Consider the following 26,611-nt stretch of genomic DNA (forward strand, 5'->3'; position numbering starts at 1 on the left):
GAGTTAGATCTCGCCCTGCTCTCAGATGCGAATTGATTACGAAGAAGATTTCGCCGTGCCGGTATCGCTACAGCGGTATTTAGAACGAAAAAGCGGTGAATCATCGATGCTTGTTGTTGATATGACGAGTGAGTTTAGAAAGCAGTACCCGAATACCGATAACTACACACCGATAAGTGAAGATACCACTTTAAGAGTCGTGTCCGAGGTTGTTTCTGGTATAGGTAAAAGTTCACCTTATTCTGGTGGTTCTGTCGGTGGATTATTAGAAGGGATGCATGATGTTAACAAGTAAGTGCAAGACTTTTATTCGATGGTTCAGTATTTGCTTTGTATCTTTTTTCTATTTGATAAGCATTGCTCTTTTTTCTTTTGGACATGTTCAAGATAAGGAAAGAATGGTTTTTTTATCTGATAAAACAGTGCCAGTTGAATACCATTTTGCGATATTAGCTGGTATGCGAGAATCTATGGATTCCATGTATTCGGCCGTATTAATTGGTTTCCCCATCTGCATGACTCTGATTCTGATCATTTTCAAGAAGGTTAGGTAAGAACGCGGTTGATGGGGTAGCGGAGCGCGGTTCTGAACCTGTGACACAGATAACGATGCGGGAGCGACCCCGCCTTGTGTTATCACAATTCAGTGACGATGAAATCAAATGGAGTTGGTTTAGTGGAACACGATAAATTTATGCAGTATGGCCGCGGGTTAGGGCTGTGGCGTAACCCACGGGAAAATATTAAGCCTGACCCAATAAATTACTTCAGGGATGACCCGATTTATCTCACGCCCTCAAAAGGGGAATGGATTAATCAGATCCAAGAATGCAAAAAAGAAAATAACCCATTAGAGAACGGTGTATTTATCTGGACAGAAACTAAGGGGACAGGTCACGCCTTTGTTTCCATTCACGAGGGTAATAGTGCTTCTGTTTTCACTTATGGTCGATTCGGTAGACGGTCTGGTGCTGGCGGGACTGTCGGTGATGGCATCTTAAACTTTTTGCGGTTTGAAGATGCCAGAACATATTACCGAGAAGAGCTGTACAAGATGGAGGCGAAGGCATTCATCATTACAGATGCAGATCCTACGATTGCAAGAATGTACTTTGAAAGGCTGTGGCATTCAGGAAGCAAAGCTAAAGAGGCGCCAGATATGGGGGATTATACCAAACGAGATGGTCACACAATTGATCAATATGATGTGACAGGGGTTAACTGTACAACCCATACAACAAAAGGCGTGAAGATAGCGGGATCACAGATATTTGAGGGAGGATATACCACTCACTCTCAGATGCAGGGCGGGATTCCACTTTGCTTAAAACGCATACAATTCAAGAAATTTGATAATACCCATATATTAATAACCTTTTATCAATCGGTAATTATGTATCTGACGTGCATTCTTTGAACTGAAATCGTATCTATTTTGAGCATAATAACCACACAAAGTGAGTTAGATCTCGCCCTGCTCTCAGATGCGAATTGATTACGAAGAAGATTTCGCCGTGCCGGTATCGCTACAGCGGTATTTAGAACGAAAAAGCGCTGAGTCATTGATGCTTGTTGTTGATATGACCAGTGAGTTTAGAAAACAGTACCCCAATATTAATGGGTTTAGCCCTCTAGATGAATCAACAATAAGAATGAAAGCTTTTCGAGCTGCCGCTGAGATAGCTTCTGGTGTTGGCAAGGTGTCGCCTTATTCTGGTGGTACTGTCGGGGGATTATTAGAAGGGATGCATGATGTTAACAAGTGAATGTAAGACGGTTATGCGCTGGGGAGGAATAGCATTAGTAACCTTTGTATATTATCTGTGGCTCTTTCTTGCTATTTTTCCGTTAGATGATAAAGGGGACATGCCACTGGGGAAGGTGGTTACTATCGAATATCATGAGGCTGTTATAGAAAATATTTATAAGGCCACAGATAATGTCCTTGAGGTTGCTTTAATTGGTTTTCCTGTGTGCATGACTCTGATTCTGATCATTTTCAAGAAGTTTAGATAAGAACGCGGTTGATGGGGTAGCGGAGCGCGGTTCTGAACCTGTGACACAGATAACGGCATAAACGCTGTGTATACGGGCTTAAATGGTTTTTCTCATTCAGAATAAGGTTTCCCCCTGATTGAGGGAAACCATGATACTGAGATTAAGCAACCCAGCCCAGCAGCAGCGTTGCGGCGATGACGGTAGATGCGCCGCCGATACGGGTAGCGATCTGTGCGAACGGCATCAGAGACATACGGTTAGAAGCAGACAGAATAGCCACGTCACCCGTACCGCCCAGCCCGCTGTGGCACGTGGTTACGATGGACGCTTCAATCGGGTACATGTTCAGGTAAGGTGCAATCAGAAAGCTCACCAGCGCCATGGACAGCACCACAGAACCACAGACGATGACATAACCCACAGAGAATACTGCGACGACGCTTTCCAGTGGGATATACAGCATGCCCAGTCCGATCATCAACGGCCATACCAGAGAACTGGATACGAACTTGTAAACGCTGTGTGCGCCAGTTTCCATAATTGCAGGAATTACGCGTCCGTATTTACAGAACACGGCGATCAGAATCATCAGCACCGGGCCTGGAATGTGTACGAGTTTCTCAAACAGGCCACCGACGATGAAGAAGGCGCAAATCATCAACAGTCCGCCGCCCATCAGATGAAAATCAACCGGTTTTGGTGCCTCATTGACGGCAAACATCGCGTTGTCTTCATCGCTGCGAACCAGACGGCCCTCGCCGTTCAGATCTTTGCGGCGCATCCCCAGACGAGACAGCACGCCGGCACACAGAATCGCGAAGATGTTACCGACAACGGCAGCAGGCGCTAACTGAGCCACATACACATCTGGGGTTTGTCCCAGAATGGCAGAGTAGGCGAGAGATAATGGCAGGATGCCTTCACCGATACCGCCGCCGATGATTGGCACGATAATGAAGAAGAAGGTGTGATAGAAGCTATAGCCGCACAGTTTACCAACCAGTAAACCGGTTGCCAGTGCGGTTGCGGTGCCGATGACCAGAGGAACGAACATGCGCACCATCCCCTGAATCAGGATCTTGCGGTTCATACCCAGAATACTGCCGACCACCAGACAGGCGATGACGAAATACAGGAAGTTCGCCTCTTTCATCAGCAGGTGTACGGTTTTCATGGTGTTGTCGTTGAACAACTCAAAATACACCATAACGGACGGCACCATCAGGCACAGAATGGCCGGGCCGCCGATATCTTTGAACACGGGAATGTTGCTGCCAATGTGTGCCAGTAAAAAACCCATCGTCATGATGACGGCGAAACCGCCAATCATATTTTTAGGCAAATATCCTTCGTAGGCCGCGATAGCGACAATGGCGGCAATCGCCATAAAAAGCGCAACGGGAACGGAGCCGATTTTCTTTTTAAAGAATCCCCCGATAAACGATTCTTGTGTTTCCAGAGCGAGATCGTTCTCACATAAAATATCAGTTTCAATTTTTTTCATTATATTCACCCTGCTAGGACAGTTGGTACAGAAAGAAATGACATACCTGCCGTGTAATATCGTTGAGGATATTGGTAACGCATCGTTATCGACGCATCTTATTGGCTTTTTCTTGCCGATATCGGTGTGGACATCGGGCCTTGCTAATGCCAATGGCGGCGGGATGTTTATTATCAAAAAGCAGAAAAATACGTTTTTTTGTTTTTTATCAGTTAGTAACAAAAAGATAAGGAATGGTTGATGTTATTTAACAATGAATCCTGTTGGAGAGTAATCTAGCATGAGGGAATGTTAAAAATAATACGTTAATTACGTATTTGTGAACTTATCAGCAACTCTATTTTAAATAACTTATATTGTTTTTTTGTAATTAAAATAATTTGTCGAGGGAATTTGAGGGGTTAAAACAGAAGGAGAGGTAACTCAATGAGTGAAAAATACCACTTTATGAGAATAAGTAAATAGCGTGTTTTCATTTTAGTGAAAATATTTATTTAACTAAAATAGCCAATTAATTATTGAGCAATATCATTTTATCCCCAGTAAGGACCCTGACGCTGCAGCGCAGGACAAAATGTGTTCTCGACCCTGCATCCGCCGCCTTTTTATCTATGCTTTAGCTAACGGATGTATCTAGCAATGGCTCTCTGGTAACGGTTATCCCACAGATCAAGAACGATGAAGAGCGATCTTGCGGCCCGTTGAAAGAGGGGGAAACAACGTTTTTTATGTCGCATAGAGTTTTTTTATGTAGCGTAGATAGTCATTTGTCTACTTATAGTAACGTGGTAAATATCAGAATTTCTTATTATCCGTCAGGATTTTCACCTACTGTTAACGTTTTTAACAAAAAATAGTGCTCAAATCGTGGACATGTAAGACCAGATGACTATAGTTTTTTTAATGGTGATAATTTCTTTTTGTCTGCAGTACATAGGTTTTTATCGCTGCCTTTTACGAGAAATGCAAAACATACACCTTTTATAAGATGGTTAACTTGTATTTTCCATTTTAGGAAAATGTAAAGAAATTTTGTAAATCCTTACTGCTTATATTGACGTCACCGCCATCTGTTGAGAAATTGAGGGCGTCATAGGGATATAAGGAGGAAAGCAGCGGCTTGTCTGAATGATTCTACGTCTTCATCCAGCATCCGTGAGCCGGTTGTGGCGCATCAAGGTATACGTTGTAGTTATTATGACTCTATCCAACAGCGTAGCGGCCATCGGTTTTGGTAACCCCTTTCCTCTTCCTCATTATTTTAATTTTGCCTTCGGGCGACAGGGTACAGACCACAGTTCGTAAAAATACAGGTCTGACCAACCATGCCCAATTGATTTCGAGATGCAGCACGGACTATCAGCGCTGTTAACCACTGTGCGTTTAACGACAGAATTAACGCGTATGCAGCTTGGAGTATGGCGGGTATAGCACACAACATCATCCACAATGGAGCACACGTAATGGAAAAATCCCTAGTTAAATCAAGGGTGTTGAAGTTCGGTCTTGGCTTGCTCGCCCTGTCCGTCGCGGCAGGCGTTCAGGCAAAGACGCTGGTGTACTGCTCAGAAGGATCCCCAGAAGGTTTTAACCCACAGCTGTTTACCTCTGGTACAACATTTGATGCCAGCTCTATTCCTATTTATAACCGCCTGGTGGAATTTAAAGACGGCACCACGGACACCGAGCCGGGTCTGGCTGAAAAATGGGATATTAGCGAAGACGGCAAAACCTATACTTTCCATCTGCGCAAAGGCGTGAAATGGCAAGACAGCAAGGATTTCAAACCTTCTCGTGAATTCAATGCCGATGACGTGATTTTCTCCTTCATGCGTCAGCAGGATGCCAACCATCCGTACCACAAAGTATCTGGCGGCAGCTATGAATACTATCAGGGTATGGGTATGCCGGAACTGGTCAGCAAAATCGAAAAAGTAGACGACTATACCGTCCGCTTTGTGCTGAACCGCCCTGAAGCGCCGTTCCTGGCAAACCTGGCGATGGACTTCGCTTCCATCATGTCCGCAGAATACGCGGATAAGATGCTGAAAGCCGGTACGCCAGAGAAGATTGACCTGAACCCAATCGGTACAGGCCCGTTCCAACTGCAGCAGTACCAGAAAGATTCCCGTATTCTGTACAAAGCCTTTGAAGGTTTCTGGGGCACCAAGCCGGGTGTTGACCGCCTGGTCTTCTCCATCACGCCAGATGCGTCCGTGCGTTACGCTAAGCTGCAAAAAGACGAATGCCAGATCATGCCGTATCCAAACCCGGCCGATCTTGCCCGCATGAAAGAAGACAAAAATATCACGTTGCTGGAAAAGCCAGGTTTGAACGTTGGCTATTTGGCTTACAACGTTGAGAAAAAACCGCTGGATAACGTCAAGATTCGCCAGGCGCTGAACTATGCGGTGAACAAGTCTGCCATTATCGAAGCGGTCTATCAGGGAGCCGGCCAGGCCGCAACTAACCTGATCCCGCCGACCATGTGGGGCTACAACAATGACGTTAAAGACTACAGTTACGATCCTGAAAAAGCGAAAGCCCTGCTGAAAGAAGCAGGTATGGCTGACGGTTTCTCTATCGACCTGTGGGCAATGCCGGTACAGCGTCCGTATAACCCGAACGCGCGTCGTATGGCGGAAATGATTCAGTCCGACTGGGCGAAAGTGGGCGTGAAAGCCAAGATCGTCACCTACGAGTGGGGCGAGTATCTGAAGCGTGCGAAAGACGGCGAGCACCAGACCGTGCTGATGGGCTGGACGGGCGACAATGGGGATCCAGATAACTTCTTCGCGACCCTGTTCAGCTGCGATGCGGCCAAAAATGGCTCCAACTACTCCAAGTGGTGCTACAAGCCGTTTGAAGATTTGATCCAACCGGCACGCGCCGTTTCCGATCACGAAAAACGTATTGAACTGTACAAGCAGGCACAGGTTGTGATGCACGATCAGGCTCCAGCGCTGATTGTCGCGCACTCCACCGTGTACGAGCCAGTGCGTAACAACGTGAAAGGTTATGTGATTCAGTCGCGTGGCGTGCATAGCTTCAACAACGTGACGTTGGATTAAGTCAGCCACTCGATTTCACGGACACTACAAACCCCGACCTTGCGGTTTCTCGTTAGAGGAGCCGTGGAGGCGGGGTTTCTTGCCCGTTAAATTTATAGTTGTCTTCCCTGCCCGCTATCCTGCGGGCCGTCGCACACGACGTTTAAAATCGCACCTGGCGATTTTTTAGCTGTGAGCAATGATAAGCCTGATGGCCAATGAGCCAACGGGCATGAATAGAGAGTTCGGGATATGTTGCAGTTCATACTCCGGCGTTTGGGGTTAGTTATCCCAACGTTTATTGGTATCACCCTATTAACCTTCGCGTTCGTGCACATGATTCCGGGCGACCCGGTGATGATCATGGCGGGGGAACGGGGTATTTCCGCCGAGCGTCATGCGCAGTTGCTGGCTGAAATGGGGCTGGATAAGCCGCTTTGGCAGCAATACCTCCACTATATTGGCGGTGTGATGCAGGGCGATCTGGGGATCTCCCTCAAGAGTCGTATCCCCGTGTGGGAAGAATTTGTGCCTCGCTTCAAAGCGACCCTGGAACTGGGTATCTGCGCGATGCTGTTTGCTATCGCAGTGGGGATTCCGGTTGGTGTGCTGGCTGCGGTCAAACGCGGTTCCATTTTCGATCATACCTCTGTTGGCCTGGCGCTGACGGGCTACTCCATGCCTATCTTCTGGTGGGGTATGATGCTGATCATGCTGGTCTCCGTTCAGCTCAACCTGACGCCCGTTTCGGGGCGCATCAGCGACACGATTTTCCTTGATGACAGCATGCCGCTAACCGGCTTTATGCTGATCGATACCTTGTTCTGGGGCGAGGAAGGGGACTTTATCGACGCGGTTGAACACATGATCCTACCTGCCATCGTGCTGGGCACCATTCCACTGGCGGTGATTGTGCGTATGACGCGCTCCGCGATGCTGGAAGTGCTGGGTGAGGATTACATTCGTACCGCTCGCGCCAAAGGGCTGAGCCGTCTGCGTGTGATTGTCGTGCACGCGTTGCGTAATGCTATGCTGCCGGTGGTAACGGTCATTGGTTTACAGGTCGGTACCATGCTGGCCGGGGCGATCCTGACGGAAACCATTTTCTCCTGGCCGGGGCTGGGACGGTGGTTAATCGATGCGTTGCAGCGTCGTGACTATCCGGTGGTTCAGGGCGGCGTACTGCTGGTGGCAACCATGATCATTCTGGTGAACCTGCTGGTAGATGTGCTCTACGGCGTGGTTAACCCACGCATCCGTCACAAGAAATAAGGGGAAGGCTAAGATGACACACGTCACTGAACCTGTTGTAAATAGCGCACCGAAGCCGATGACCCCGCTACAGGAATTCTGGCACTATTTTAAACGTAACAAAGGGGCGGTCGTTGGCATGGTGTATGTCGTGCTGATGCTGATTATTGCCATTGGTGCCAACGTGTTGGCTCCGCATGCGCCCGCCGAGCAGTTCCGCGATGCGCTGCTTCGTCCGCCAGTCTGGCAAGAGGGCGGAAGCTGGCAGTTTATTCTGGGAACGGACGACGTCGGGCGTGATGTCCTGTCCCGTCTGATGTACGGCGCGCGTCTGTCGCTGCTGGTTGGCTGTCTGGTCGTCGTACTGTCGCTGGTGCTGGGGGTGATCTTCGGCCTGCTGGCCGGGTATTTCGGCGGTGTGGTCGATGCGCTCATCATGCGTATCGTCGATATCATGCTGGCGCTGCCAAGCCTGCTATTGGCGCTGGTGCTGGTGGCGATCTTTGGGCCTTCGATTGTGAATGCCTCGCTGGCGCTGACTTTCGTGGCATTGCCGCACTATGTCCGTTTGACCCGCGCGGCGGTGCTGGTGGAAGTTAGTCGCGATTACGTCACGGCTTCACGCGTGGCGGGAGCGAGTTCGGCACGCCAGATGTTCGTTAACATTCTGCCTAACTGCTTGGCACCGTTGATTGTGCAGGCTTCTCTCGGCTTTTCTAACGCCATTCTCGATATGGCTGCTTTGGGTTTCCTCGGTATGGGCGCACAGCCGCCAACGCCAGAGTGGGGCACCATGCTGTCGGACGTTTTGCAGTTTGCGCAAAGTGCCTGGTGGGTGGTGACGTTCCCCGGTCTGGCAATCTTACTGACGGTATTGGCGTTTAACCTGATGGGGGACGGCTTGCGTGACGCTCTCGACCCCAAACTCAAGCAGTAGCAGAGGTAGAGAGATGGCGTTGCTCAATGTAGATAAACTGTCGGTTCACTTTGGTGATGAGGATCTGCCGTTTCGTGCGGTCGATCGTATCAGCTACCAGGTTGAACAAGGTCAGGTCGTCGGTATCGTCGGGGAATCCGGCTCCGGTAAGTCCGTCAGCTCGCTGGCGATTATGGGGCTGATTGATTACCCCGGCAAAGTGATGGCCGACAAGCTGGAATTTAACCAGCGTGATTTAACAAAAATTTCTGAAAAAGAACGGCGCAATCTGGTGGGTTCTGAAGTCGCGATGATTTTCCAGGACCCGATGACCAGCCTGAACCCGTGCTACACCGTGGGCTACCAGATCATGGAAGCTATCAAGGTGCATCAGGGCGGTAACCGCAAAACCCGTCGTCAGCGTGCGATTGACCTGCTGACGCTGGTTGGGATTCCTGATCCAGGTTCGCGTCTTGATGTGTATCCGCACCAGCTTTCCGGTGGGATGAGCCAGCGCGTGATGATCGCGATGGCGATTGCCTGTCGGCCGAAGTTGCTGATTGCCGATGAGCCGACCACGGCGCTCGACGTGACCATTCAGGCGCAGATCATCGAACTGCTGCTCGAATTGCAGCAGCGCGAGAATATGGCACTGATCCTGATTACCCATGATTTGGCGCTGGTGGCCGAAGCGGCACACCACATCATCGTGATGTATGCCGGACAGGTGGTGGAATCAGGCAAAGCGGCAGATATTTTCCGCGCACCCCGCCATCCGTATACCCAGGCGCTGCTGCGTGCGCTGCCGGAGTTTGCGGCAGATAAATCCCGATTGGCATCGTTGCCGGGTGTGGTACCGGGTAAATATGACCGCCCGAACGGCTGTCTGTTAAACCCGCGTTGTCCCTATGCGCAAGACCGCTGCCGTCAGGAAGAACCTGTTCTGCGCGATATTCCTGGTCGTCAGGTGAAATGTCATACACCGCTGGATGATGCGGGGAGGCCAACCCTATGAGTGAACTGAACGCACCATCGCAGCCGTATTTGCTGCATGCGATTGATTTGAAAAAACACTATCCGGTGAAAAAGGGCTTTTTCGCGCCAGAGCAGATGGTGAAAGCGCTGGACGGCGTTTCCTTTACGCTGGAACGAGGTAAAACGTTGGCGGTGGTCGGAGAGTCCGGTTGTGGAAAATCTACGCTGGGTCGCCTGCTGACGATGATCGAAACTCCGTCTGATGGCGAACTGTACTATCAGGGACAGGATCTGCTGAAGCCTGATCCGGTGGCACAGAAGCTGCGTCGGCAGAAGATCCAGATCGTTTTCCAGAATCCTTATGGATCGCTGAATCCACGTAAGAAAGTCGGCCAGATCCTGGAAGAACCACTCCAGATTAACACGGAACTGTCAAAAGCTGAGCGTCGTGAAAAAGCGTTGGCGATGATGGCAAAAGTGGGGCTGAAAACGGAGCATTACGACCGTTATCCGCATATGTTCTCTGGCGGCCAGCGTCAACGTATCGCTATTGCTCGTGGATTGATGCTGGACCCAGACGTGGTGATTGCTGATGAACCCGTTTCAGCGCTGGACGTGTCGGTTCGTGCGCAGGTGCTGAACCTGATGATGGATTTGCAGCAGGATTTAGGGCTGTCTTATGTCTTCATCTCACACGATCTGTCCGTGGTCGAACATATCGCTGATGAAGTGATGGTGATGTATCTGGGCCGCTGTGTGGAGAAGGGCAGTAAAGATGCCATTTTCAACAATCCGCGCCACCCGTATACGCAGGCGTTACTGTCCGCGACGCCGCGCCTGAACCCGGATTTACGCCGCGAACGCATCAAGCTGACGGGTGAACTGCCCAGCCCGCTGAATCCACCGCCGGGCTGCGCGTTCAACGCTCGCTGCCAGCGCTGTTTCAGTACCTGTACACAGTTCCAGCCGCAGTTGAAAACCTACGGCGAGCAGCAGGTCGCCTGCTTCGCCGTCGATCAGGACGAACAGGGCACCGCTGTAGCCTAGTTTGCCTTCGATGCCCCCACGCCGCTTTGATGGAGCGTGTGGGCATCTCTGTCAGCGGCGAGTTAGCTTTCCTGCATCGCCTTTTCCACTTCTTCAGCCAGAATCGCAATACCGCGTTCGATTTTTTCCGGCTCTGGCACATAGTTCATGCGCATGCACTGGTGAGCGTGCGGCCAGTCCTGATCTAAGCCAGGGAAGAAATGGTGACCCGGCACCATGAGGACGCCGCGTTTTTTCAGGCGTTGGTACAGAATTTCCGTCGTGATAGGCAGATCCTTAAACCACAGCCACAGGAAGATTGCGCCTTCCGGTTTATGAATCAGGCACTGCTCAGGCGACAGGTAACGACGAATAATCGCGATAGTTTCCGTCACACGCTGTTGGTAGAACGGGCGGACGACGTCATTAGATAAGCGCAGCAGATCGCCACGCTGAATCATCTCGTGCGCCAGCGCCGGTCCGACCGCCCCCGGAGACAGACTAATGATGCCGTTCATGTTGCCGATCGCGGAAATCACCTTTTCATCCGCGATTACGATACCGCAGCGTGAGCCGGGCAGACCGAGCTTGGACAGGCTCATACACAGGATGATATTCGGGTTCCACAGCGGCGTCGCGTCAGTGAAGATAATGCCGGGGAACGGTACGCCATAGGCGTTATCAATCAGCAAGGGAACCTTGTGCTGCTGCGCCAGAATATCCAGACGCATCAGCTCGTCGTCGGTCAGCACGTTACCGGTCGGATTGGTTGGGCGGGATACGCAGACCAGCCCGATATCATCAGTAATCGACAGGTGATCGAAATCGACGTGATATTTAAATTGCCCTTCGGGCAGCAGTTCGATCTGCGGACGAACGGAGACGAACATGTTGTCGTCCAGCCCGGAATCCGAATAGCCGATATATTCCGGTGCCAGCGGGAACAGCACCTTTTTCAGGCTGCCATCGCTGTGGCGACCTGCAAACAGGTTAAATAAGTAGAAAAACGCACTCTGGCTGCCATTTGTCAGCGCAATATTCTGTGGTCCAATCTGCCAGCCTAATTCATTACTCAGGAGTTCGGCCAGCGCTTTAAGCAACGTATCCTTACCTTGCGGACCGTCGTAGTTGCATAGCGCTTCCGTTAATTTCCCTTGCTCCAGCATCTCCTGACACAACTGCTGGAAGTAGCGGTCCATCTCTGGAATGTGTGCCGGATTGCCGCCCCCCAGCATGATTGCGCCTGGCGTACGCAGCCCTTCGTTCAGGTCGTCCATTAATTGGGTGATGCCAGCGTGGCGCGTGAATTTCTTGCCGAAAAGAGAAAAGTTCATAGTTTATTTATCAGTGATCGTACACAGGTTAGCGGCAACCATAGCGCTTGCGCCAATAGGGTGCAATGTGGTCAAAAAACAATCTGATAATTTTTTGTCTCGCCAAATATTTAAAATTCAGCATGAATGTCTGAAATTCATGCCGACGAGAAAAGGATTTTAGACCGCGTGCTTTATGTTGCTGAAACGATGTCAGCTTTTACCGATCAATATCTCAATAATTCTGCAAATATAGATACCATTCATGGTGAATTAGTGATGCTAATTGGATAAATAACGCGACAATGCCGAATTTTTCCATCTGGTGATAGCTATCACATTCTGACCATCCGCTGATTTGTAGTCTTTAGCTCGCATTAGCTAAAACAATTCAGCAGAGAGGGGTGGTTAACATGAAAAAATTACTGGCTATAGGCATCACACTGGCGCTGACATCATGGCAACTATCGGCGCAGACATTTGTGCTGACAGATGCTGAAGGCAGTGTAGAAAAGGGAAACTGGCAAATTGGCAGTGATGCCCTGAAGATCAAAAATCAGCATTTCAGCATTGAGCAAAAAGTCCTGCACGGCGGACGTCAGGAAGGCAGTAAAGTGATCACGATTACCAGTCAGGACGGCCTGAAAATTGCCCTTAGCCCGACGCGAGGAATGAACTTGCTGCATGTGACGGGAAAAAACATCCGTTTGGGCTGGGATTCGCCAGTTGATGAGGTCGTCAACCCGAATACCATCAATCTGGAAAGCCGTAACGGACTGGGCTGGCTGGAAGGTTTCAATGAGATGATGGTGCGCTGCGGCTTCGAATGGACGGGGCACCCAGTCATCAGCGAGGGCATGATCTATACCCTGCATGGCCGCGCGGGCAACACGCCAGCGTCAAAAGTGGTGGTGGAAGTCAGCGATACCGCCCCGCACACCATTACGGTGCGCGGCCTGCTGAAGGAAAACAGCTTCAAGAAGTCGAATCTGGAAACCTGGACCGAGCTGCGCTACGTTCCCGGCAGCGAGTCGTTTACCGTGCATGATGTGCTGACTAACAAAGCCGACTACCCGCGCGACTATCAGATTATCTACCACAGCAATTTTGGCACGCCGATTCTGGAAGAAGGCGCGCGTTTCATCGCGCCGGTGAAAGAGATTTCTCCGTTTAATGACCATGCTAAAGCGGGTTTGTCCACCTGGCAAACCTATAAAGGGCCGACAAAAGATTTTGATGAAATGGTGTTCAACATTACGCCGTATACGGATGCACAGGGCAAAACGCTGGCGGCGCTGGTGAACAAGGCGGGAAATAAGGGCGTATCGATTGCCTTTGATACCCATCAACTGCCGCTGCTGACGCTGTGGAAAAACACGGACACGGAAAAACAGGGCTACGTCACAGGGATCGAACCCGGTACTAACTACGCCTACCCGGTTACGATTGAACGTGAGCAAGGGCGGGTCAAGAAGCTTCAGCCTGGTCAGAGCACGACGTTTGAGCTGACATACAGCCTGCTGAGTAGCGCAGAAGCGGTACAGAAAACGGAGCAGAAAGTAAAAGCCATTCAGGGTGATAACAAAACCACGCTGACGGAAAAACCCATCGCCATCGAGTAACGCTATCTATGCCGGCCACAGACTCTGGTGGTCGGCCATCTCACGTCATGGTTACGCTGAGTCATTGTCACGTAACGCCATAATTATCTTTTCTTATCCGTTTCTTCATTTTACGCGTACCTTGAGGAAGGTATTTGTTACGTATTTGATCAGGGGATGAGGATGTCGTTGAAAGATGCGCTGCTTGCGCTTTGTGTTGTCGTGCTATGGGGCGTGAACTTCGTGGTGATCAAAGTTGGGCTGAATGACATGCCGCCTTTCTTACTGGCCGGGCTACGTTTTTCGCTGGTGGCGCTCCCAGCAATTTTCTTCGTTCCTTTCCCACGTATTCCCCTGAAATGGCTGCTCGCCTATGGCATAACAATCAGCTTTGGTCAGTTTGGCTTTCTGTTTCTCGCTATCAAGCTGGGCATGCCCGCGGGGATTGCTTCGCTGGTGTTACAGGCGCAGGCCTTTTTTACCCTGCTGGTTGGCGCAGTCTTGCTGTCGGAAAAGCTACGTTGGAATCACGTTGTCGGCATTCTGGTGGCGGCGCTAGGGATGGTGGTGCTGGCAGAAGGTCGCACAGCGCTGCAAATGTCATCCGGAATGACCACCACCACGCTGCTACTGACGCTGGCAGCGGCGCTGTCATGGGCGGTGGGCAACATTATCAATAAAGTGATCATGAGCCAAAACAGCGGCGTGCGCATCATGTCACTGGTGGTGTGGGGGGCGCTGGTGCCTGTCGTGCCATTTTTCATCAGCTCCTGGCTGTTTGAAGGTCGGGACGCGATTGTCCATAGTTTAACCACCATCCAGCTGCCGACGATATTATCTCTGGTTTATCTGGCATTTGCGGCAACTATCATCGGCTACGGGATTTGGGGAAGCCTGCTGGCGCGCTATGAAACCTGGCGTGTGGCACCTCTGTCGCTGTTGGTGCCGGTGGTTGGGTTGATCAGCGCCGCGGTATTCCTTGATGAATCTCTCTCGCTATTACAGATTGTCGGCGCGTTGCTAATTATGGTCGGTCTGCTGGTGAATGTGTTTGGCGCGCGGCTGTATGCATGGCGGCCCGCTCGACAGTCGTGAGGCTTATGTTCTGTGATGGGCGTATTTATCGTGCAGCGTCGCAAAGATAAGTAGCTATTTTCGCAATTTCTCACGCCTTTCCTACGCTTCTTACTATTGCTGATGAGTATTGCCGTTTGTTGGCGCGGGCTTTGCAGGTTGGCTTTGCAAAAGGATAGAGATAAAGCAGTCAGTAAAATCAACGGGATAAAGGGGTCTTCATGAAAATAAAAAACACAACATCGGGAAAATGGCTGTTGTCACTGAGTGTGACGGCGCTGCTGGTGAGTGGAACCGTGCAGGCGGCCTCGGCCCCCGCAGTGGAAGCAAAAAACGGTATGGTGGTCAGCTCGCAGTATCTGGCTTCGCAGATTGGCGTCGATATCATGAAAATGGGCGGCAATGCGATTGATGCCGCCGTGGCCGTGGGCTATGCGCAGGCGGTGGTGAATCCCTGCTGTGGCAATATTGGTGGTGGCGGGTTTATGACGCTGCATCTGGCCGATGGAAAAGACACCTTTATCAACTTCCGTGAAACCGCACCCGCGGCAGCCAGCGCCAACATGTATCTGAACGCGGATGGGAGCGTGAAAAAAGACGCGAGCCTATATGGCTATCTGGCCGCTGGTGTACCGGGTACGGTGCTGGGGCTGGATACCGCGCTACAAAAATACGGCAAATTGACGCGTGAACAGGTGATGGCTCCAGCGATTAAACTGGCGCGTGAAGGTTTTGAGCTTACGCGGGCAGATACCGATATTCTGGACACTACGGTAAAACGCTTCAAAGCTGACCCTGAAGCGGCGCGCATTTTCCTGCGTCCCGACGGTAGCCCGTTGCAGCCCGGTGATCAGCTGGTGCAAACCGATCTGGCGAATACCCTGGCAGCGATTGCCGCGAAAGGGCCGGATGCCTTCTACAAGGGGGAGATTCCACAGGCGGTGGAGAAGGCGGCAAAGCAGGGCGGCGGCATTTTGACGGCGGCTGATTTTGCCGATTACCGGATTACTGAAACGGCACCGGTAACCTGCAACTATCGTGGCTATCAGTTTGTCTCTTCGCCACCCCCTAGCTCCGGTGGCGTCACGATGTGTGAAATTCTCAATATTGTCGAAGGCTACGACATGAAATCGACGGGCTTTAATTCTGCCGCCACCGTTCATGTGCTGACGGAAGCGATGCGTCACGCTTACATGGATCGCAACACGTACCTTGGCGATCCGGCGTTTGTCAGCAACCCTGTCGAGCGTTTGTTGAGTAAGGATTATGCTGCCGAAATCCGCAAACAAATCGAGCCGGAGAACGCGACGCCGTCCAAAAACGTGCAGCCGGGGATGGGGCCGCACGAGCGACCGGAAACCACGCACTACTCCATCGTGGATAATCAGGGCAATGCGGTGTCCACCACGTATACCGTGAACGGGCGTTTTGGTTCGGTGGTGATTGCGCCGGGAACAGGTTTCTTCCTCAATAACGAAATGGATGACTTTACCGTGAAAATTGGCGAGAAAAACCTGTATGGGTTGGTGCAAGGAGAGCGTAATTCGATCGCCCCCGGTAAGCGCCCACTTTCGTCCATGAGCCCGTCATTGGTGACGAAAGACGGCAAAGTCTTCATGGTGCTCGGTTCGCCCGGTGGTTCGCGCATTATCACCATCACGCTGCAAACGGCACTGAATATCATCGACCACGGCATGGCGCCGCAGGAAGCGGTGGACGCCCCGCGCATCCATCATCAGTGGCTGCCGGACGAGGTGTATTATGAACAGCGCGGGCTGTCTGCCGATACGCTGAACCTGCTGAAGCAGCGCGGCTACAAGATGGTGGAACAAACGCCTTGGGGCGCAGCGGAGCTGATTCTGGTCGGCTTACCGGGTGCGGCGGGTGTGACACCTGCGGATTCGGGCAATGACTCGGCGGTATCCGGCAAAGTACGCGAAGGTTACCTGTACGGTGCCAATGATATCCGCCGCCCGGCAGGGGCAGCGATAGGGTATTGAGTTGAAAGGATGTCAGGGGAGGCTATTTGCTTCCCCCCTACCTATGGATTATTTTTAACTATTCACAACATCCATGAATTAAATATCATGGATGTTGTCTAAATTACTCTTAGTCTCTTATTTTGGACCTTCCCACAGGAGCTTCGACTTCATTTCCTGTGGAACCATTTCAAAAAGAGATGATATAAGTTCTTTTTGACCGCTATAAGCTATTGAAATATCATCGCTACAGTTTTCAATATAATATCTTGCCTGATTGTTTAGAAAGTAAATATCGTGATCTTCAAAATTTGGCGTCAAGATCGTGTAAGCTAAATTATGGACAAGTTCCGCTTCATAGTAGCATGATAAATCAGATGATTTTTTATGTTGTTGCATGTTCCTGATATAAGGAATATAAAGTAACAACATTTTTATATATATTTCGTTCTTTTTTAATTTCTTCATGAATAGAATTTTCTCTCTATTTATTTTTTATTTTTAAATTATCTTCTGTGCTTTCCATTCAAATGTTATTATAAAATACTCTTAATAACATTTTATATTATTATCATGTTACCTCAGCCAAAATGGCAGATCATCAGACCCCAGCGCATCATACTGTTCGAGGGGACGATTTTTATCTTCGATAAACCAAGGTAAATCAGAGATAACGGTTTTTACAGAGACGTAAGTGCCAAAATCATGATAAAAAGATTCGGCCGATTTTATGGCATGATGCAAATTTTTAAAATACTCTGAAAAAATGGTCGCCAAGTTACCTTTATCAAAGCATAAAGTTGATAAATTAATATTTCTGCCAATATCACCCCAATTTATTTCTGTGGGTAAAGTTCGACTAAATAGCGTCTCTATCTGAATTGCTTGCTCGGAAGCGAGATGGAGATCATTTTTTTCCAAGTAGCGACGATAAAGTCCATCAGCCAACAAACTAGTATCCATCTCTGAAGTGACCTGCGCGATGCATTGGGGAAAAATATACATATCAAGAGATGTGCCGCAGTTGTAGACGGTATGTCCACCATGGAATCCTACGTTTTTCATTTCGTCATGAATCCTATATCTGTCACGCTAAGTATGTTATTTTATTTGGTTAAAATTTCTTTGATGATCGCACTCTTTTGAGCATCAGTCACAGTCTGCCCGCGTATATCAATAATAACTTCCTGCTTCATTCCTGCAGGTAAATTCATCTGACGTTCAATGGCTTGCTTTGATACATTGTTAATTAACCCGCTTTGGTTAGTCGTAAGGTTATAATTTTTTACTCTCCACCAATCAGAAATTGATAGCTTATTATCCCCCCATTCTAGGAATGAGCCTTACATTTTTACTATAAAGCGTTTTCATATTAGTGAATTGGAGCAGCCCGAAAGGGCTGCTTTGTCTGCGTTATTCTAATTTTTTATCAACTAATCCTAATAAAGACATATCATAGAGAAGATTTGATTTTTCTTCCTCGGTAATATCTTGGGTTAGTTTATCCAAACCCTGATTTGATAGGATGCTTTTTATACTGTTACGTAAATTTTTTTCAACCTGTTGTGGTCCCCTTCCTGCCATTAAAACCAATGTGACCACGTCGAGCATTAGGTTTTCTATATCTAATTCATAAGCATTTTCAAACTGATAGTATGCATAGCCGATCTCTGACTCATGTTCAGCCCATCTTTCACCTCGGCGATTAAACGACTCGATTTTATTCCTGCAATAGACATAATAATATCTTAAAAGAGAATTTTTAATTTCTTCATAATTAATTCTTTCCTCTGTCACTTTCTCGCTCCTGGTCTCAATGGAATTCCGTTATTGTCAAGTGTTTTCACTTCAATCCCAGGGCAGGGCGGGATTCCACTTTGCTTAAAACGCATACAATTCAAGAAATTTGATAATACCCATATATTAATAACCTTTTATCAATCGGTAATTATGTATCTGACGTGCATTCTTTGAACTGAAATCGTATCTATTTTGAGCATAATAACCACACAAAGTGAGTTAGATCTCGCCCTGAATCCCAGGGTGTCTTTGCTGAAATTGCTCTACAACTCCTAAGCAACTTCCACAGGCTGGACGCTCTGTAAAGATAGTAACTGTTCCTTTAGCTGATATATTACCACCTAATTTTTCTGAAATATTACCCAGTATCTTATATTTTGAATCCGTATTTCTGGCTATTATAAAATCTTTGTTATATTTCCTTCTCTGTTTTTCGCCAGTATTTGGTATTTAACGTGTGTGATCCCTTCAACTTCGCTTTGAGCTTGAGATGAAACCTTCACATTGTTTTTTTTCACTGCGTTAAAAAATTCATCAGCATTGTGTGCACTAATGATCCCTTTTCTGTGAAAATCCGCCTTCATAGAAGGCGGAATGCTGTTAGTTGGATATCGTGTCCAGCAAAAATTTGATCTTCTCAGCATCTTCCGGATGAAGTTTCACATATCTTTCGCAGGCCAGACGGACATACTGATAGCAGATTTCTTCGCTGACAATCACAGTTTCCTCCTCTGTGGGAGGATAGCCTATTGCAAATTCTACCCCTTCAAAATGTTCCTCCTCATAGCAGCTATTCATGTCTGGGAAATTGCAATAGGCTCCATCAACGTGAAAACTATCTCTTTCTAAAATATAACTAACTGATTTTTTAAAGTAACCATCCCCATACATTGTGTCAAAGTATGCTTTAATTACCCAGTAGGGATCATTGCTATCATAAGGCTGTCTGAATAATGTTTTTATCATGTTAATAATTTTATTGAGGGTGGAAATTGTTTATCATGCCAGTATTTTTATCTAGGTAAACTCGAAAAGTAATACCTCCAGCTTGTGCATCATAAAACTGTCTTTCTTGTCTTATCGCCTCTTTATAGCCACTAACCGCAGCTTGTTGGCCTAAATTAATTATTGTTTCATCAGTAAAAACTTTCGGATCATATACTGTCTTTGGTAATTCTGCATTCTTATATCCAGTGACATTACCAGCTCTGTCATATGATGGAACTTGATATAAAATTTTTGCGATGCCATTCGTTTGGGTAGGCATCTCACTAATAATATTAACATTATATTCCTTTGCTGCTGCATAAAACGCATCAGCATTATGTGCACCACTGATCCCTTTTTTCTGCGAAAAACCATCTAACGTTGCGATATGCTGCGGCAGGCCAATTTTAAAACTTATCCCATCAGGATAAGTAAACGTCGTGCCTTCCTTGGTGGTCATCATGATGACTTTTTCACCAGAAGTCAGCTGAATAATTGCGGTTTCTCCTGCAACCGTATTGATTCCTTTGTATCCCGCCACCGTTGCAGTAATAGCATGCAGCTGCATGACAGAATCATAGCGTGATGCCACTTCATCCCAGCTTTTCCCTGTGGCTTTTGCAATTGCAGTGATAGCTGCATCTCTGGTAATGCTACCAGCATCTAGCCCTTGCAGTATCTTGTCTACATTTGCCGCATCTTCGGGGTATAAGTCCCGATAAACCAAACGATAATTGAAGTTTTTACCATAGCTATCGAGAGCTTGCTGTGCTTGTACCAGTAAGGCTGAGCAGCTTGCGATGGATTTATTGCCCTGAGTACAAATATCTCGAATTGCTTTGTCACGCTCCTGATCCAATCTTCGGGTAGCTGCTAATTCTTCTGCTTCATCTGGAGTTAACGTTCCCGTTTTTTCTTTACGTTCCAGAATTCCCTTCTTTTCGGCTTCTGCTGCGCTCAGATAATTGAAGTTAACCGCAATCTGGCCAGCATTAGCCCCGCTGTAGGCTCCTTGCGCTTTACCTGTTGCGATTGCACCAGCTAAGCCACCAATGAATCCGGCAGATTCACTGACTTTTCTCGACCAGTTTTCATCCATGGAAAAGCTGCTACCTAATGCATAGGCTGCAAGTTCCGCGCTTAACGCACCTACGGCAGCACCTTTCACATTGCCACCTCGAATTTCGGCGGTAATCGCAGATATTGCGCCGTAGCTTAATGCTTTACCGAACGTATTTTGGATGAAGCCTTCTCTGGCGTTGTAGTTGATTCCTTCAGCGCTGATTTGGTTAGAAATATTAGATAGCAAGGCTGTAGTAAAATTATCTTTGAAGCTACCACCATTAATGGCAGTGCCAAGGCCAGAACTAATAACCGACTGCCCGGCTACGCGTTGAGCTATCTTGTTCCAATCATTATTACTGAGGATGGGAAGTTTGGTTTGGGCTGAACCTGCGGCTGTGTTGCTGATTTTTAATACGCTGTCGAAACCAGCAAGCGCACCACCCACAGCCATTGAAGCAACCAGTGACTTAACGGAAGCGCTGCTACCCAGTGTTTGCAGGGTTTTGGTAAGGTTACCTTTGTTGTCGACCAGTGCAACGGCTGCCTGTGAAGTTAATGCCGTCATGCCTGAGTAAACGGCACCAGACATCACTGTGGCTGTCATCCCTGAAGCCGTACTGGCTGCTGCTGTCGCCGCCATCCCTGCCAATCCTGCTCCTGCGGTAACAGCCGCAACGGCAATGGCAATCACGGCGCCCACTACGGGGTTCAGACTTTGTGTGGTGTGGTTCCAACTGGTGTAGGCATCTTGTACTGCGTTCCACTGCACGCCTCTACTGACATACAGAGTTTTCAGCCACGTTGTTCCTGGAGTATTGCTGAGAGTCAGTAACGCATTTTGCAGTGATTGAGCATTGCGTGTTTTTACGTCAGCAGAAATCCCTGTTGCGGCATCAACGGTAAACTGTCCGCCAGCGTGGATTGAGGGTAATAGCCAGGTGTCTTTGGTGTATCCCCTGTCGGAGTTTTTAATGAAGAAACCTTTCGATGAGGTGATGGTCTGCTCGAATGTGGTGTTTTTTACCGCCTTAAAGATAACTTTACCTTGAGTACTGGTGAGTTTAGCGTTCCTGCCAGCTTCTATTTTGCTGGCTTCATAGATGCTGTCATCACGGCTCAGCAGGTTGATGTCACTTCCAGCGGTAAACTCAGCTACCTTATTACTGACATTGTGATAGGTCTGTTTACCCTTTTTCTTTTTTCCATACCAGGTACGGCTGCTGGATTCTTTTTCATAGTGGTTGGTTTCTTCCATGGCTTGTGCGTACAGGAATCCACCTTTAGCGGCTACATCCATTGCACCTTTTGCAAGTAAACTCGTGGCCTGAAATAAGATGCTGTTATTGGATAGAAGTGTTAGCACACCGCCGCTGTTTAATACGACATTTCTTTGTGTGGTCGTTTCATTAAACTCGTTGTCACCCTCCCGCACTGAATAATATCGCAGGGCGTTGAACTCCATTTTCCCATTAGAGCTTAACGTCATGTCCCCTATTGAGGATAATGCGCTGCCGGAGGCAATAAGATCGCCATTTGTAGCGAGAGTAAGATTTCTCCTCGCATTAATTTGAGTGATAGCATGGCGATCGTCTCTATTGTTTTCGTCAGGAGTGGAGATGGCTGAATACGCGGTAGAGAGTAATGAAAGAGTGCTGCCAGCCAAAAGGGTGATATTATTAGCTGATAGGTTTGCTGCTTTAATAATAAGTCCGCCTCCTGAGTTTATTAGTAAATTACCCCCAGAGCTAATATGGCTTGATAATGAAGGAGTACTCGATGGTGGAAGAAATTCATCGTAACTTTTACTTGTTTTTTTAGAATCAATACTTACGATATTACTGGCTATTAGGTCAATTCCCTTTCCTGAATTAAAAGATACTCCTGATAAAATAAGAGATTTTGCTTTGGCAAGGATGATGCCGCTTGAAACTATGGTGTTTAACTTAAAAAATATATTATTGAATTTTTTTTGCTCGTCGGTTTGTGATGTTCCTTGTGTTTTTTTATGGGTAGAAAGATCAGATGTGTAGTTATCGATAATTATACTGTTTCCAGAAATAAGACTGGTGTCTTGATTGTTGCTAAAGTTAACACCTAATAACTTGATGTCTCCTCCGGCATTCAAAGATAGTGCATTCTTGGCATCCAGAGATGCATACTTTCTCTCTCCATGTTCATTAAACAATGGTATAGGACTGTGATAGAAAATTTAGCCTTCTCGGCTGTTGATGTTAATGTTTAATCCTTTTAAAGATGACGTTGTTGAATAAACATTGGATATCGCACTGAGGTTTATGTCTCTATTCCTTGATAATAAATCTGAGTTGTTGATAACTATAGAACTTTTAGAGGTTAAGTTGGTGTTGCTTGATGAGTCAATTATACCATTTACTCTTATCTCACCAGAGTTCAGTAAGACTTCCTTCCCTTTAATGTTTATTGTATCAAGTGACATGATTGTTAGCGATTTCGGTTGTAGCGAGTTCTCTATTTTTATTACCCCTCCAAAATCAGCAACGACATTCCCAGTGGCATGTACCTTTGCGGATAGCAACTGCTCGCTTTTAAAAACGCTATCTTTGTCTTTGACCTTATAGTAGGCAAGGATAAGTGGTATACCATCATCCAAAATAGTTGTGCTGGCCGATAGTAGCGTTTTCGAACGCCTAATAGCCTGTTCTTGTGCCGTTTCTGAGCGGAAATTGGTTGTATGCTCAGTTTGTTTTAACAACGGGGAGATATTTAAAAATTCCTGCCCTGCCAGAAAGATATTTCCATAGGATTTCAAATTGCTGGCGTTATTCTCCAACTGTGTAGCATTAATATAGAGGTTTTTTGCTCCGTGAATTTCGGATTCAGATGTAGCAACGTCCCCTTCAAACTCTTTTTTAGAAATTAAAGGAATATACGTTTTTGTATCGGAAAGCGCTCGAATTGGCAATTCATTACCAACATTAAGGTTGGTGTAAGTTAAATCCTTCTTCTCTTTTACAACGATCTGATTTCTGACGTTTTGAAGTGAGTTTGTCCTTATTGTTAAATTACCCATATCCGTTTTTATCACTCCGGATCGGTTTTCAATTTTGTTACTTTTGTTCCCCAGCACATCTTTTTGCATCCACAGATTTTTGCCAGCCTGAATAGTCGCCTGAGTGTTGGTCAGGTTGTCGTGCAGCAGGTGCATATCTTGTCCGGCAACCAAATTTCCACCATTGTTTAATGCGCTGCTGACAATAATTGTATTGCCATCACTTTTTACCGTCGCGTTACGATTGATGTCCGCTTGTTTAGCGATGATCTCCAAATCGGTTTTAGCACTGATATTACCTAGTTGAAGTTTACCGCTAGTACTAAGCGTAATGCCTTGCTGGGTAGTGGTCAGGTTAGTGACGTTAGCACCGACCCCGTCCTCGGTCGCCACCAACCGTATACGCTCTGCATACATCCCACCGAGAGCCTTAGTATCAACAGCCAGTTGCGGTATGCTACCGTCGCCTGCAATCGCATTAATCGTACCGTCTTTAAATCCGATGCGGTTAGCGCCCTGTGTCAGGTTGAGGTTTTTTGCCGTGATTTTTCCATTTAGTTCGGTAGCGCGACTGATGATGTCAACATAGTCTTGAGTACTAGCATCAAGTCCTTTATCACCAATGGTAATATTTCCATTTTTTACTTCTAGTGCGTCCAAAGCTCCTTGTGTATCAAACTGCGTTTTTCCTGTTGTGAGTATGATCCCCGGCGTATTGATGAACCCACATCCGTCACAGGTGATGCCATTCGGGTTGGCAATCAATACGTTGGTTTTATTCCCGAAGACTTCGATCTTCCCTTGCAGGTCTGAGCGGGTGGAGCCCGTCACCTCGTTGATAATCAGATTGGCCGCTTTTCCCTTGAGGTTGGCGTTAGCGTTTAACTGCCCAGCGAGTTGTGACTTACCTGCTACGGTGCTGTTGTTTAGCACGGCTCCGGGTGTCCCGACGCTGAAATCTTTATAGGTATTGTGAGAAACACCCGCTGCGTTCGGCGTCGCGATATTGATGACCGGAACAGCCCCCGCGTTCTTGACCTGCGTGCGTGGGCCGTCTGGCGTGAGCGCCGCGAAGGCGGGGTGTAACGGTTGAATTGCGGTCAGGTAGATCAGCAGATAGCTAAGTCCACGAGTGGTACGGTTGTTGAATTTTTCCATGTGACTTTCCTTGTTTTCCTTTTGCTGTGAATAAAACGCTTAATCAAAAAACGCTGTAACGGGGAGGGAGACTTGCCAGTAAACGACGGCGTTGTCGGGATGGAGATCGTCTGGGAAGTGCAGCGGCACGCCGAGTGACACTGACTGGCTGACCCAACGTGAAGATGCGGACAGGCCGGCGGAAGCGCCGGTCATATTGCCACCATCGACTTTGCCGGCTTTCCCCGCAATCCACCCGCTATCCAGCGCGGTGGTTAATGCGATATCTCCCAAAAATGGCAGCGTGGTGAATTGCCAATTCAGTTCATTACGCCAGTAGAAACCCCGATTGCCAGTTAGTGTCTGTTCCTTAAATCCCCGCACGGAATACTCGCCGCCGAGCGAGACGCGTTCGCTGGTATACAGGTTGTCCGGCGTGGTTTGGCCGTAAAGGGAAGTCAGAAAGGTCAGCGAGGATGTAAGTGGGTAGAAATAGCTGCTGCTGACGCTAAATTTGCGGAACTCGCTGCGTGGCAGGCCACTATTTTCCTTTGTGTCATCTGTCGCGCCCCAACTCCTTAAGCCATGGCTTAACATCGGGTTGAGCGTAAAATATCCCCCGACCAGCGTGGTGCTATAGCTGAGCCCAAGGCTAGCGCTACTGACCGTAGGGCTGCTGACCTCAAGGCGCTCGCCCGCCATGCGGTTCTCGGTGCGTCGGCGGGAGAGCGCGCCATCCAGCGCCAGCTTCTGTTTCCCATCCCGATAGAGCGTTCTGTTGAGGCTGAGCCGATGAGTGTTGCTTTGCCCTTCATAGCGATACGCGCTGCTGCCAATCGGGATCGGTTGGAAAAAGTCATTCCAGGCATATTGATAGCCGAGCGTCCAGTAGCCATAAGGCAAAGATATCCCGCCCGATAAGGCTTTGCTGCCGTAGCTATGGCTGAATGCGCTATCACGGCTGGCGGTGAGCCACCAGCGGTCGGCGAGTCTCAGCGGGTTATCGAGCGTGATGTGGGTAGAAAGCTGTTCGCGGCCCGTGCTTTTTTGTCCGCTGTTGTCTGTGCTGAGAGACAGGGTGATAGGGCGGGCTTGCGTGGTGCGTTTGAGATAAACAATTGAACTTCCGGCTTGTTTTCCCGGCTGAATATCAATCGTCACCTGCTGCGAAGGCAGGCGATTAAGTTGTTCCATCCCTTGTTCGATGTCGCGCAGATTAAGAATGCGTCCTTCCAGACCGGGGAAGGCCATCTTGATTGCGAGTGGCGTTTCCCCTTCCATGCGAATGGCTTCTATCTTTCCCTCGCTGACGCTGATGATGAGCGTGCCGCTGGAGAGGTCTTGTTCCTGCAAATAGGCCTGACTGGTGACAAAGCCGCGATTAAGGTAGGCGTTGGTCGTTTCCCTCACGGCGTTATGGACTGTGGCTAAATCAAGGCAGCGGTTTTGGTAGCGTTGCTGAATAGCGGCCCGATCTTTCGTTGAAAGGGACTCTGCATCGTGAAAGACAATGTTTTGGATGGGGAAGCAGACGGCATCTTTTACTGTTGGTGCAGTGACCGTGGGTATCGTTAAGGTGGTGCTGTTTTCCAGCGATAAACGCTGCTGTTTGGCCTGCTCCAGTAATGACTTTTGCTGGAGCTCCAGCGCATCGCGATCTGTTGGGCTGATGGCGGTGGCGGCAAAGGTTGAGCTGCTGAGACTCAAAAAAATAAGGCTTATAAAAGAAAGGGTTTTACACAAAATGAACGCGTTCCTTACGTTGATTTACATTTTGCGCTTATATACACAAATGCTTCATTTCGTGACTAGGTAAAATCGATCGCCAATAGAAATTCGACAGAATACGTTGAGAAATTTAATTTTTGAGAATAAAAATGATAGTCATTATCATTTTTATATAGATA

Annotated in this window: 22 protein-coding genes; 12 read left to right on the plus strand and 10 right to left on the minus strand. The window is 48.1% G+C overall.

The window, feature by feature from the left end:
* The first annotated feature begins 25 nt into the window (after positions 1-25).
* The 4 genes from H0248_RS17330 (at position 26) to H0248_RS17345 (ending at position 2,016) form a co-directional block, all read left to right on the plus strand.
* Complete coding sequence (locus H0248_RS17330) at positions 26-295, plus strand: hypothetical protein (protein ID WP_257981565.1); 270 nt, start codon at positions 26-28, stop codon at positions 293-295.
* Between the two features lie 381 nt (positions 296-676).
* Positions 677-1,417, plus strand: coding sequence for a hypothetical protein (locus H0248_RS17335; protein WP_308415671.1), 741 nt, complete (start codon positions 677-679; stop codon positions 1,415-1,417).
* Positions 1,418-1,484: 67 nt separating this feature from the next.
* Positions 1,485-1,766: a hypothetical protein gene (locus tag H0248_RS17340; RefSeq protein WP_240351927.1), complete on the plus strand. Its 282-nt coding sequence runs from the start codon at positions 1,485-1,487 to the stop codon at positions 1,764-1,766.
* Positions 1,750-2,016, plus strand: coding sequence for a hypothetical protein (locus H0248_RS17345; RefSeq protein WP_180786861.1), 267 nt, complete (start codon positions 1,750-1,752; stop codon positions 2,014-2,016). Before H0248_RS17340 ends, H0248_RS17345 begins: the two co-directional genes overlap by 17 nt.
* A gap of 142 nt (positions 2,017-2,158) precedes the next feature.
* Here the strand turns inward: H0248_RS17345 and H0248_RS17350 are convergent, their stop codons facing one another.
* Positions 2,159-3,502, minus strand: coding sequence for a 2-hydroxycarboxylate transporter family protein (locus tag H0248_RS17350; protein ID WP_039465531.1), 1,344 nt, complete (start codon positions 3,500-3,502; stop codon positions 2,159-2,161).
* 1,463 nt (positions 3,503-4,965) lie between these two features.
* On the opposite strand from H0248_RS17350, the gene dppA reads away from it, so the two are divergent.
* From dppA to dppF, 5 genes are all read left to right on the plus strand, one after another.
* Complete coding sequence (gene dppA / locus H0248_RS17355; protein ID WP_180786862.1) at positions 4,966-6,573, plus strand: dipeptide ABC transporter periplasmic-binding protein DppA; 1,608 nt, start codon at positions 4,966-4,968, stop codon at positions 6,571-6,573.
* Between the two features lie 231 nt (positions 6,574-6,804).
* Positions 6,805-7,824, plus strand: coding sequence for a dipeptide ABC transporter permease DppB (gene dppB, locus H0248_RS17360; RefSeq protein ID WP_161527729.1), 1,020 nt, complete (start codon positions 6,805-6,807; stop codon positions 7,822-7,824).
* A gap of 13 nt (positions 7,825-7,837) precedes the next feature.
* Positions 7,838-8,740 (plus strand): dipeptide ABC transporter permease DppC, encoded by a 903-nt coding sequence (gene dppC, locus H0248_RS17365; protein ID WP_180786863.1) that lies wholly within the window; start codon positions 7,838-7,840, stop codon positions 8,738-8,740.
* A 13-nt stretch (positions 8,741-8,753) separates the two neighbouring features.
* Entirely contained in the window at positions 8,754-9,734 is a 981-nt protein-coding gene (gene dppD / locus H0248_RS17370) for a dipeptide ABC transporter ATP-binding protein (RefSeq protein ID WP_110164343.1), read from the plus strand.
* Entirely contained in the window at positions 9,731-10,741 is a 1,011-nt protein-coding gene (gene dppF, locus H0248_RS17375) for a dipeptide ABC transporter ATP-binding subunit DppF (RefSeq protein WP_180786864.1), read from the plus strand. The genes dppD and dppF overlap by 4 nt, the downstream gene beginning before the upstream one ends.
* Before the next feature lie 62 nt (positions 10,742-10,803).
* On the opposite strand, the gene H0248_RS17380 is transcribed toward dppF, so the two are convergent.
* Positions 10,804-12,054: a valine--pyruvate transaminase gene (locus H0248_RS17380; RefSeq protein WP_180786865.1), complete on the minus strand. Its 1,251-nt coding sequence runs from the start codon at positions 12,052-12,054 to the stop codon at positions 10,804-10,806.
* Positions 12,055-12,446: 392 nt separating this feature from the next.
* Between H0248_RS17380 and H0248_RS17385 the strand changes: the two genes are divergently transcribed.
* From H0248_RS17385 to ggt, 3 genes are all read left to right on the plus strand, one after another.
* Entirely contained in the window at positions 12,447-13,655 is a 1,209-nt protein-coding gene (locus H0248_RS17385; RefSeq protein ID WP_180786866.1) for an aldose 1-epimerase family protein, read from the plus strand.
* Positions 13,656-13,817: 162 nt separating this feature from the next.
* Entirely contained in the window at positions 13,818-14,729 is a 912-nt protein-coding gene (locus H0248_RS17390; protein WP_180786867.1) for an EamA family transporter, read from the plus strand.
* Between the two features lie 200 nt (positions 14,730-14,929).
* Positions 14,930-16,708: a gamma-glutamyltransferase gene (gene ggt, locus H0248_RS17395; protein ID WP_180786868.1), complete on the plus strand. Its 1,779-nt coding sequence runs from the start codon at positions 14,930-14,932 to the stop codon at positions 16,706-16,708.
* 117 nt (positions 16,709-16,825) lie between these two features.
* On the opposite strand, the gene H0248_RS17400 is transcribed toward ggt, so the two are convergent.
* The 8 genes from H0248_RS17400 to H0248_RS17435 form a co-directional block, all read right to left on the minus strand.
* On the minus strand, positions 16,826-17,155 hold the full coding sequence (locus H0248_RS17400; RefSeq protein ID WP_180786869.1) for a zinc ABC transporter substrate-binding protein: 330 nt from the start codon (positions 17,153-17,155) through the stop codon (positions 16,826-16,828).
* Positions 17,156-17,263: 108 nt separating this feature from the next.
* The gene (locus H0248_RS17405) at positions 17,264-17,752 is read right to left on the minus strand and encodes a hypothetical protein (protein ID WP_180786870.1); all 489 of its coding nucleotides are present in this window, start codon (positions 17,750-17,752) and stop codon (positions 17,264-17,266) included.
* A 348-nt stretch (positions 17,753-18,100) separates the two neighbouring features.
* Positions 18,101-18,484: a hypothetical protein gene (locus tag H0248_RS17410; protein ID WP_180786871.1), complete on the minus strand. Its 384-nt coding sequence runs from the start codon at positions 18,482-18,484 to the stop codon at positions 18,101-18,103.
* Between the two features lie 222 nt (positions 18,485-18,706).
* On the minus strand, positions 18,707-18,937 hold the full coding sequence (locus H0248_RS22515) for a deaminase domain-containing protein (RefSeq protein WP_180786881.1): 231 nt from the start codon (positions 18,935-18,937) through the stop codon (positions 18,707-18,709).
* A 150-nt stretch (positions 18,938-19,087) separates the two neighbouring features.
* The gene (gene cdiI, locus H0248_RS17420; RefSeq protein WP_205558387.1) at positions 19,088-19,453 is read right to left on the minus strand and encodes a ribonuclease toxin immunity protein CdiI; all 366 of its coding nucleotides are present in this window, start codon (positions 19,451-19,453) and stop codon (positions 19,088-19,090) included.
* Positions 19,454-19,463: 10 nt separating this feature from the next.
* Entirely contained in the window at positions 19,464-22,724 is a 3,261-nt protein-coding gene (locus tag H0248_RS22375; protein WP_180786872.1) for a DUF637 domain-containing protein, read from the minus strand.
* Between the two features lie 24 nt (positions 22,725-22,748).
* Positions 22,749-24,725: a filamentous hemagglutinin N-terminal domain-containing protein gene (locus tag H0248_RS17430; RefSeq protein WP_180786873.1), complete on the minus strand. Its 1,977-nt coding sequence runs from the start codon at positions 24,723-24,725 to the stop codon at positions 22,749-22,751.
* Between the two features lie 39 nt (positions 24,726-24,764).
* Positions 24,765-26,447 carry a ShlB/FhaC/HecB family hemolysin secretion/activation protein gene (locus tag H0248_RS17435; protein ID WP_180786874.1) on the minus strand — a complete coding sequence of 561 codons (1,683 nt, stop codon included), beginning with the start codon at positions 26,445-26,447 and terminating at the stop codon, positions 24,765-24,767.
* Between the last annotated feature and the right edge of the window lie 164 nt (positions 26,448-26,611).

It is taken from the genome of Pectobacterium brasiliense, assembly GCF_013449685.1.
GTDB classification, from domain to species: Bacteria; Pseudomonadota; Gammaproteobacteria; order Enterobacterales; family Enterobacteriaceae; genus Pectobacterium; species Pectobacterium brasiliense_A.

Coding starts and splice junctions, on each gene's coding strand:
- cdiI (WP_205558387.1), bottom strand. CDS start 19,453: ATGATAAAAACATTATTCAGACAGCCTTATGATAGCAATGATCCCTAC.
- ggt (WP_180786868.1), top strand. CDS start 14,930: ATGAAAATAAAAAACACAACATCGGGAAAATGGCTGTTGTCACTGAGT.
- H0248_RS17340 (WP_240351927.1), top strand. CDS start 1,485: ATGCGAATTGATTACGAAGAAGATTTCGCCGTGCCGGTATCGCTACAG.
- H0248_RS17380 (WP_180786865.1), bottom strand. CDS start 12,054: ATGAACTTTTCTCTTTTCGGCAAGAAATTCACGCGCCACGCTGGCATC.
- H0248_RS17390 (WP_180786867.1), top strand. CDS start 13,818: ATGTCGTTGAAAGATGCGCTGCTTGCGCTTTGTGTTGTCGTGCTATGG.
- H0248_RS17330 (WP_257981565.1), top strand. CDS start 26: ATGCGAATTGATTACGAAGAAGATTTCGCCGTGCCGGTATCGCTACAG.
- H0248_RS17430 (WP_180786873.1), bottom strand. CDS start 24,725: ATGGAAAAATTCAACAACCGTACCACTCGTGGACTTAGCTATCTGCTG.
- dppD (WP_110164343.1), top strand. CDS start 8,754: ATGGCGTTGCTCAATGTAGATAAACTGTCGGTTCACTTTGGTGATGAG.
- H0248_RS17350 (WP_039465531.1), bottom strand. CDS start 3,502: ATGAAAAAAATTGAAACTGATATTTTATGTGAGAACGATCTCGCTCTG.
- H0248_RS17405 (WP_180786870.1), bottom strand. CDS start 17,752: ATGAAAAACGTAGGATTCCATGGTGGACATACCGTCTACAACTGCGGC.
- dppB (WP_161527729.1), top strand. CDS start 6,805: ATGTTGCAGTTCATACTCCGGCGTTTGGGGTTAGTTATCCCAACGTTT.
- H0248_RS17345 (WP_180786861.1), top strand. CDS start 1,750: ATGATGTTAACAAGTGAATGTAAGACGGTTATGCGCTGGGGAGGAATA.
- H0248_RS17385 (WP_180786866.1), top strand. CDS start 12,447: ATGAAAAAATTACTGGCTATAGGCATCACACTGGCGCTGACATCATGG.
- dppA (WP_180786862.1), top strand. CDS start 4,966: ATGGAAAAATCCCTAGTTAAATCAAGGGTGTTGAAGTTCGGTCTTGGC.
- dppF (WP_180786864.1), top strand. CDS start 9,731: ATGAGTGAACTGAACGCACCATCGCAGCCGTATTTGCTGCATGCGATT.
- H0248_RS17400 (WP_180786869.1), bottom strand. CDS start 17,155: ATGAAGAAATTAAAAAAGAACGAAATATATATAAAAATGTTGTTACTT.
- dppC (WP_180786863.1), top strand. CDS start 7,838: ATGACACACGTCACTGAACCTGTTGTAAATAGCGCACCGAAGCCGATG.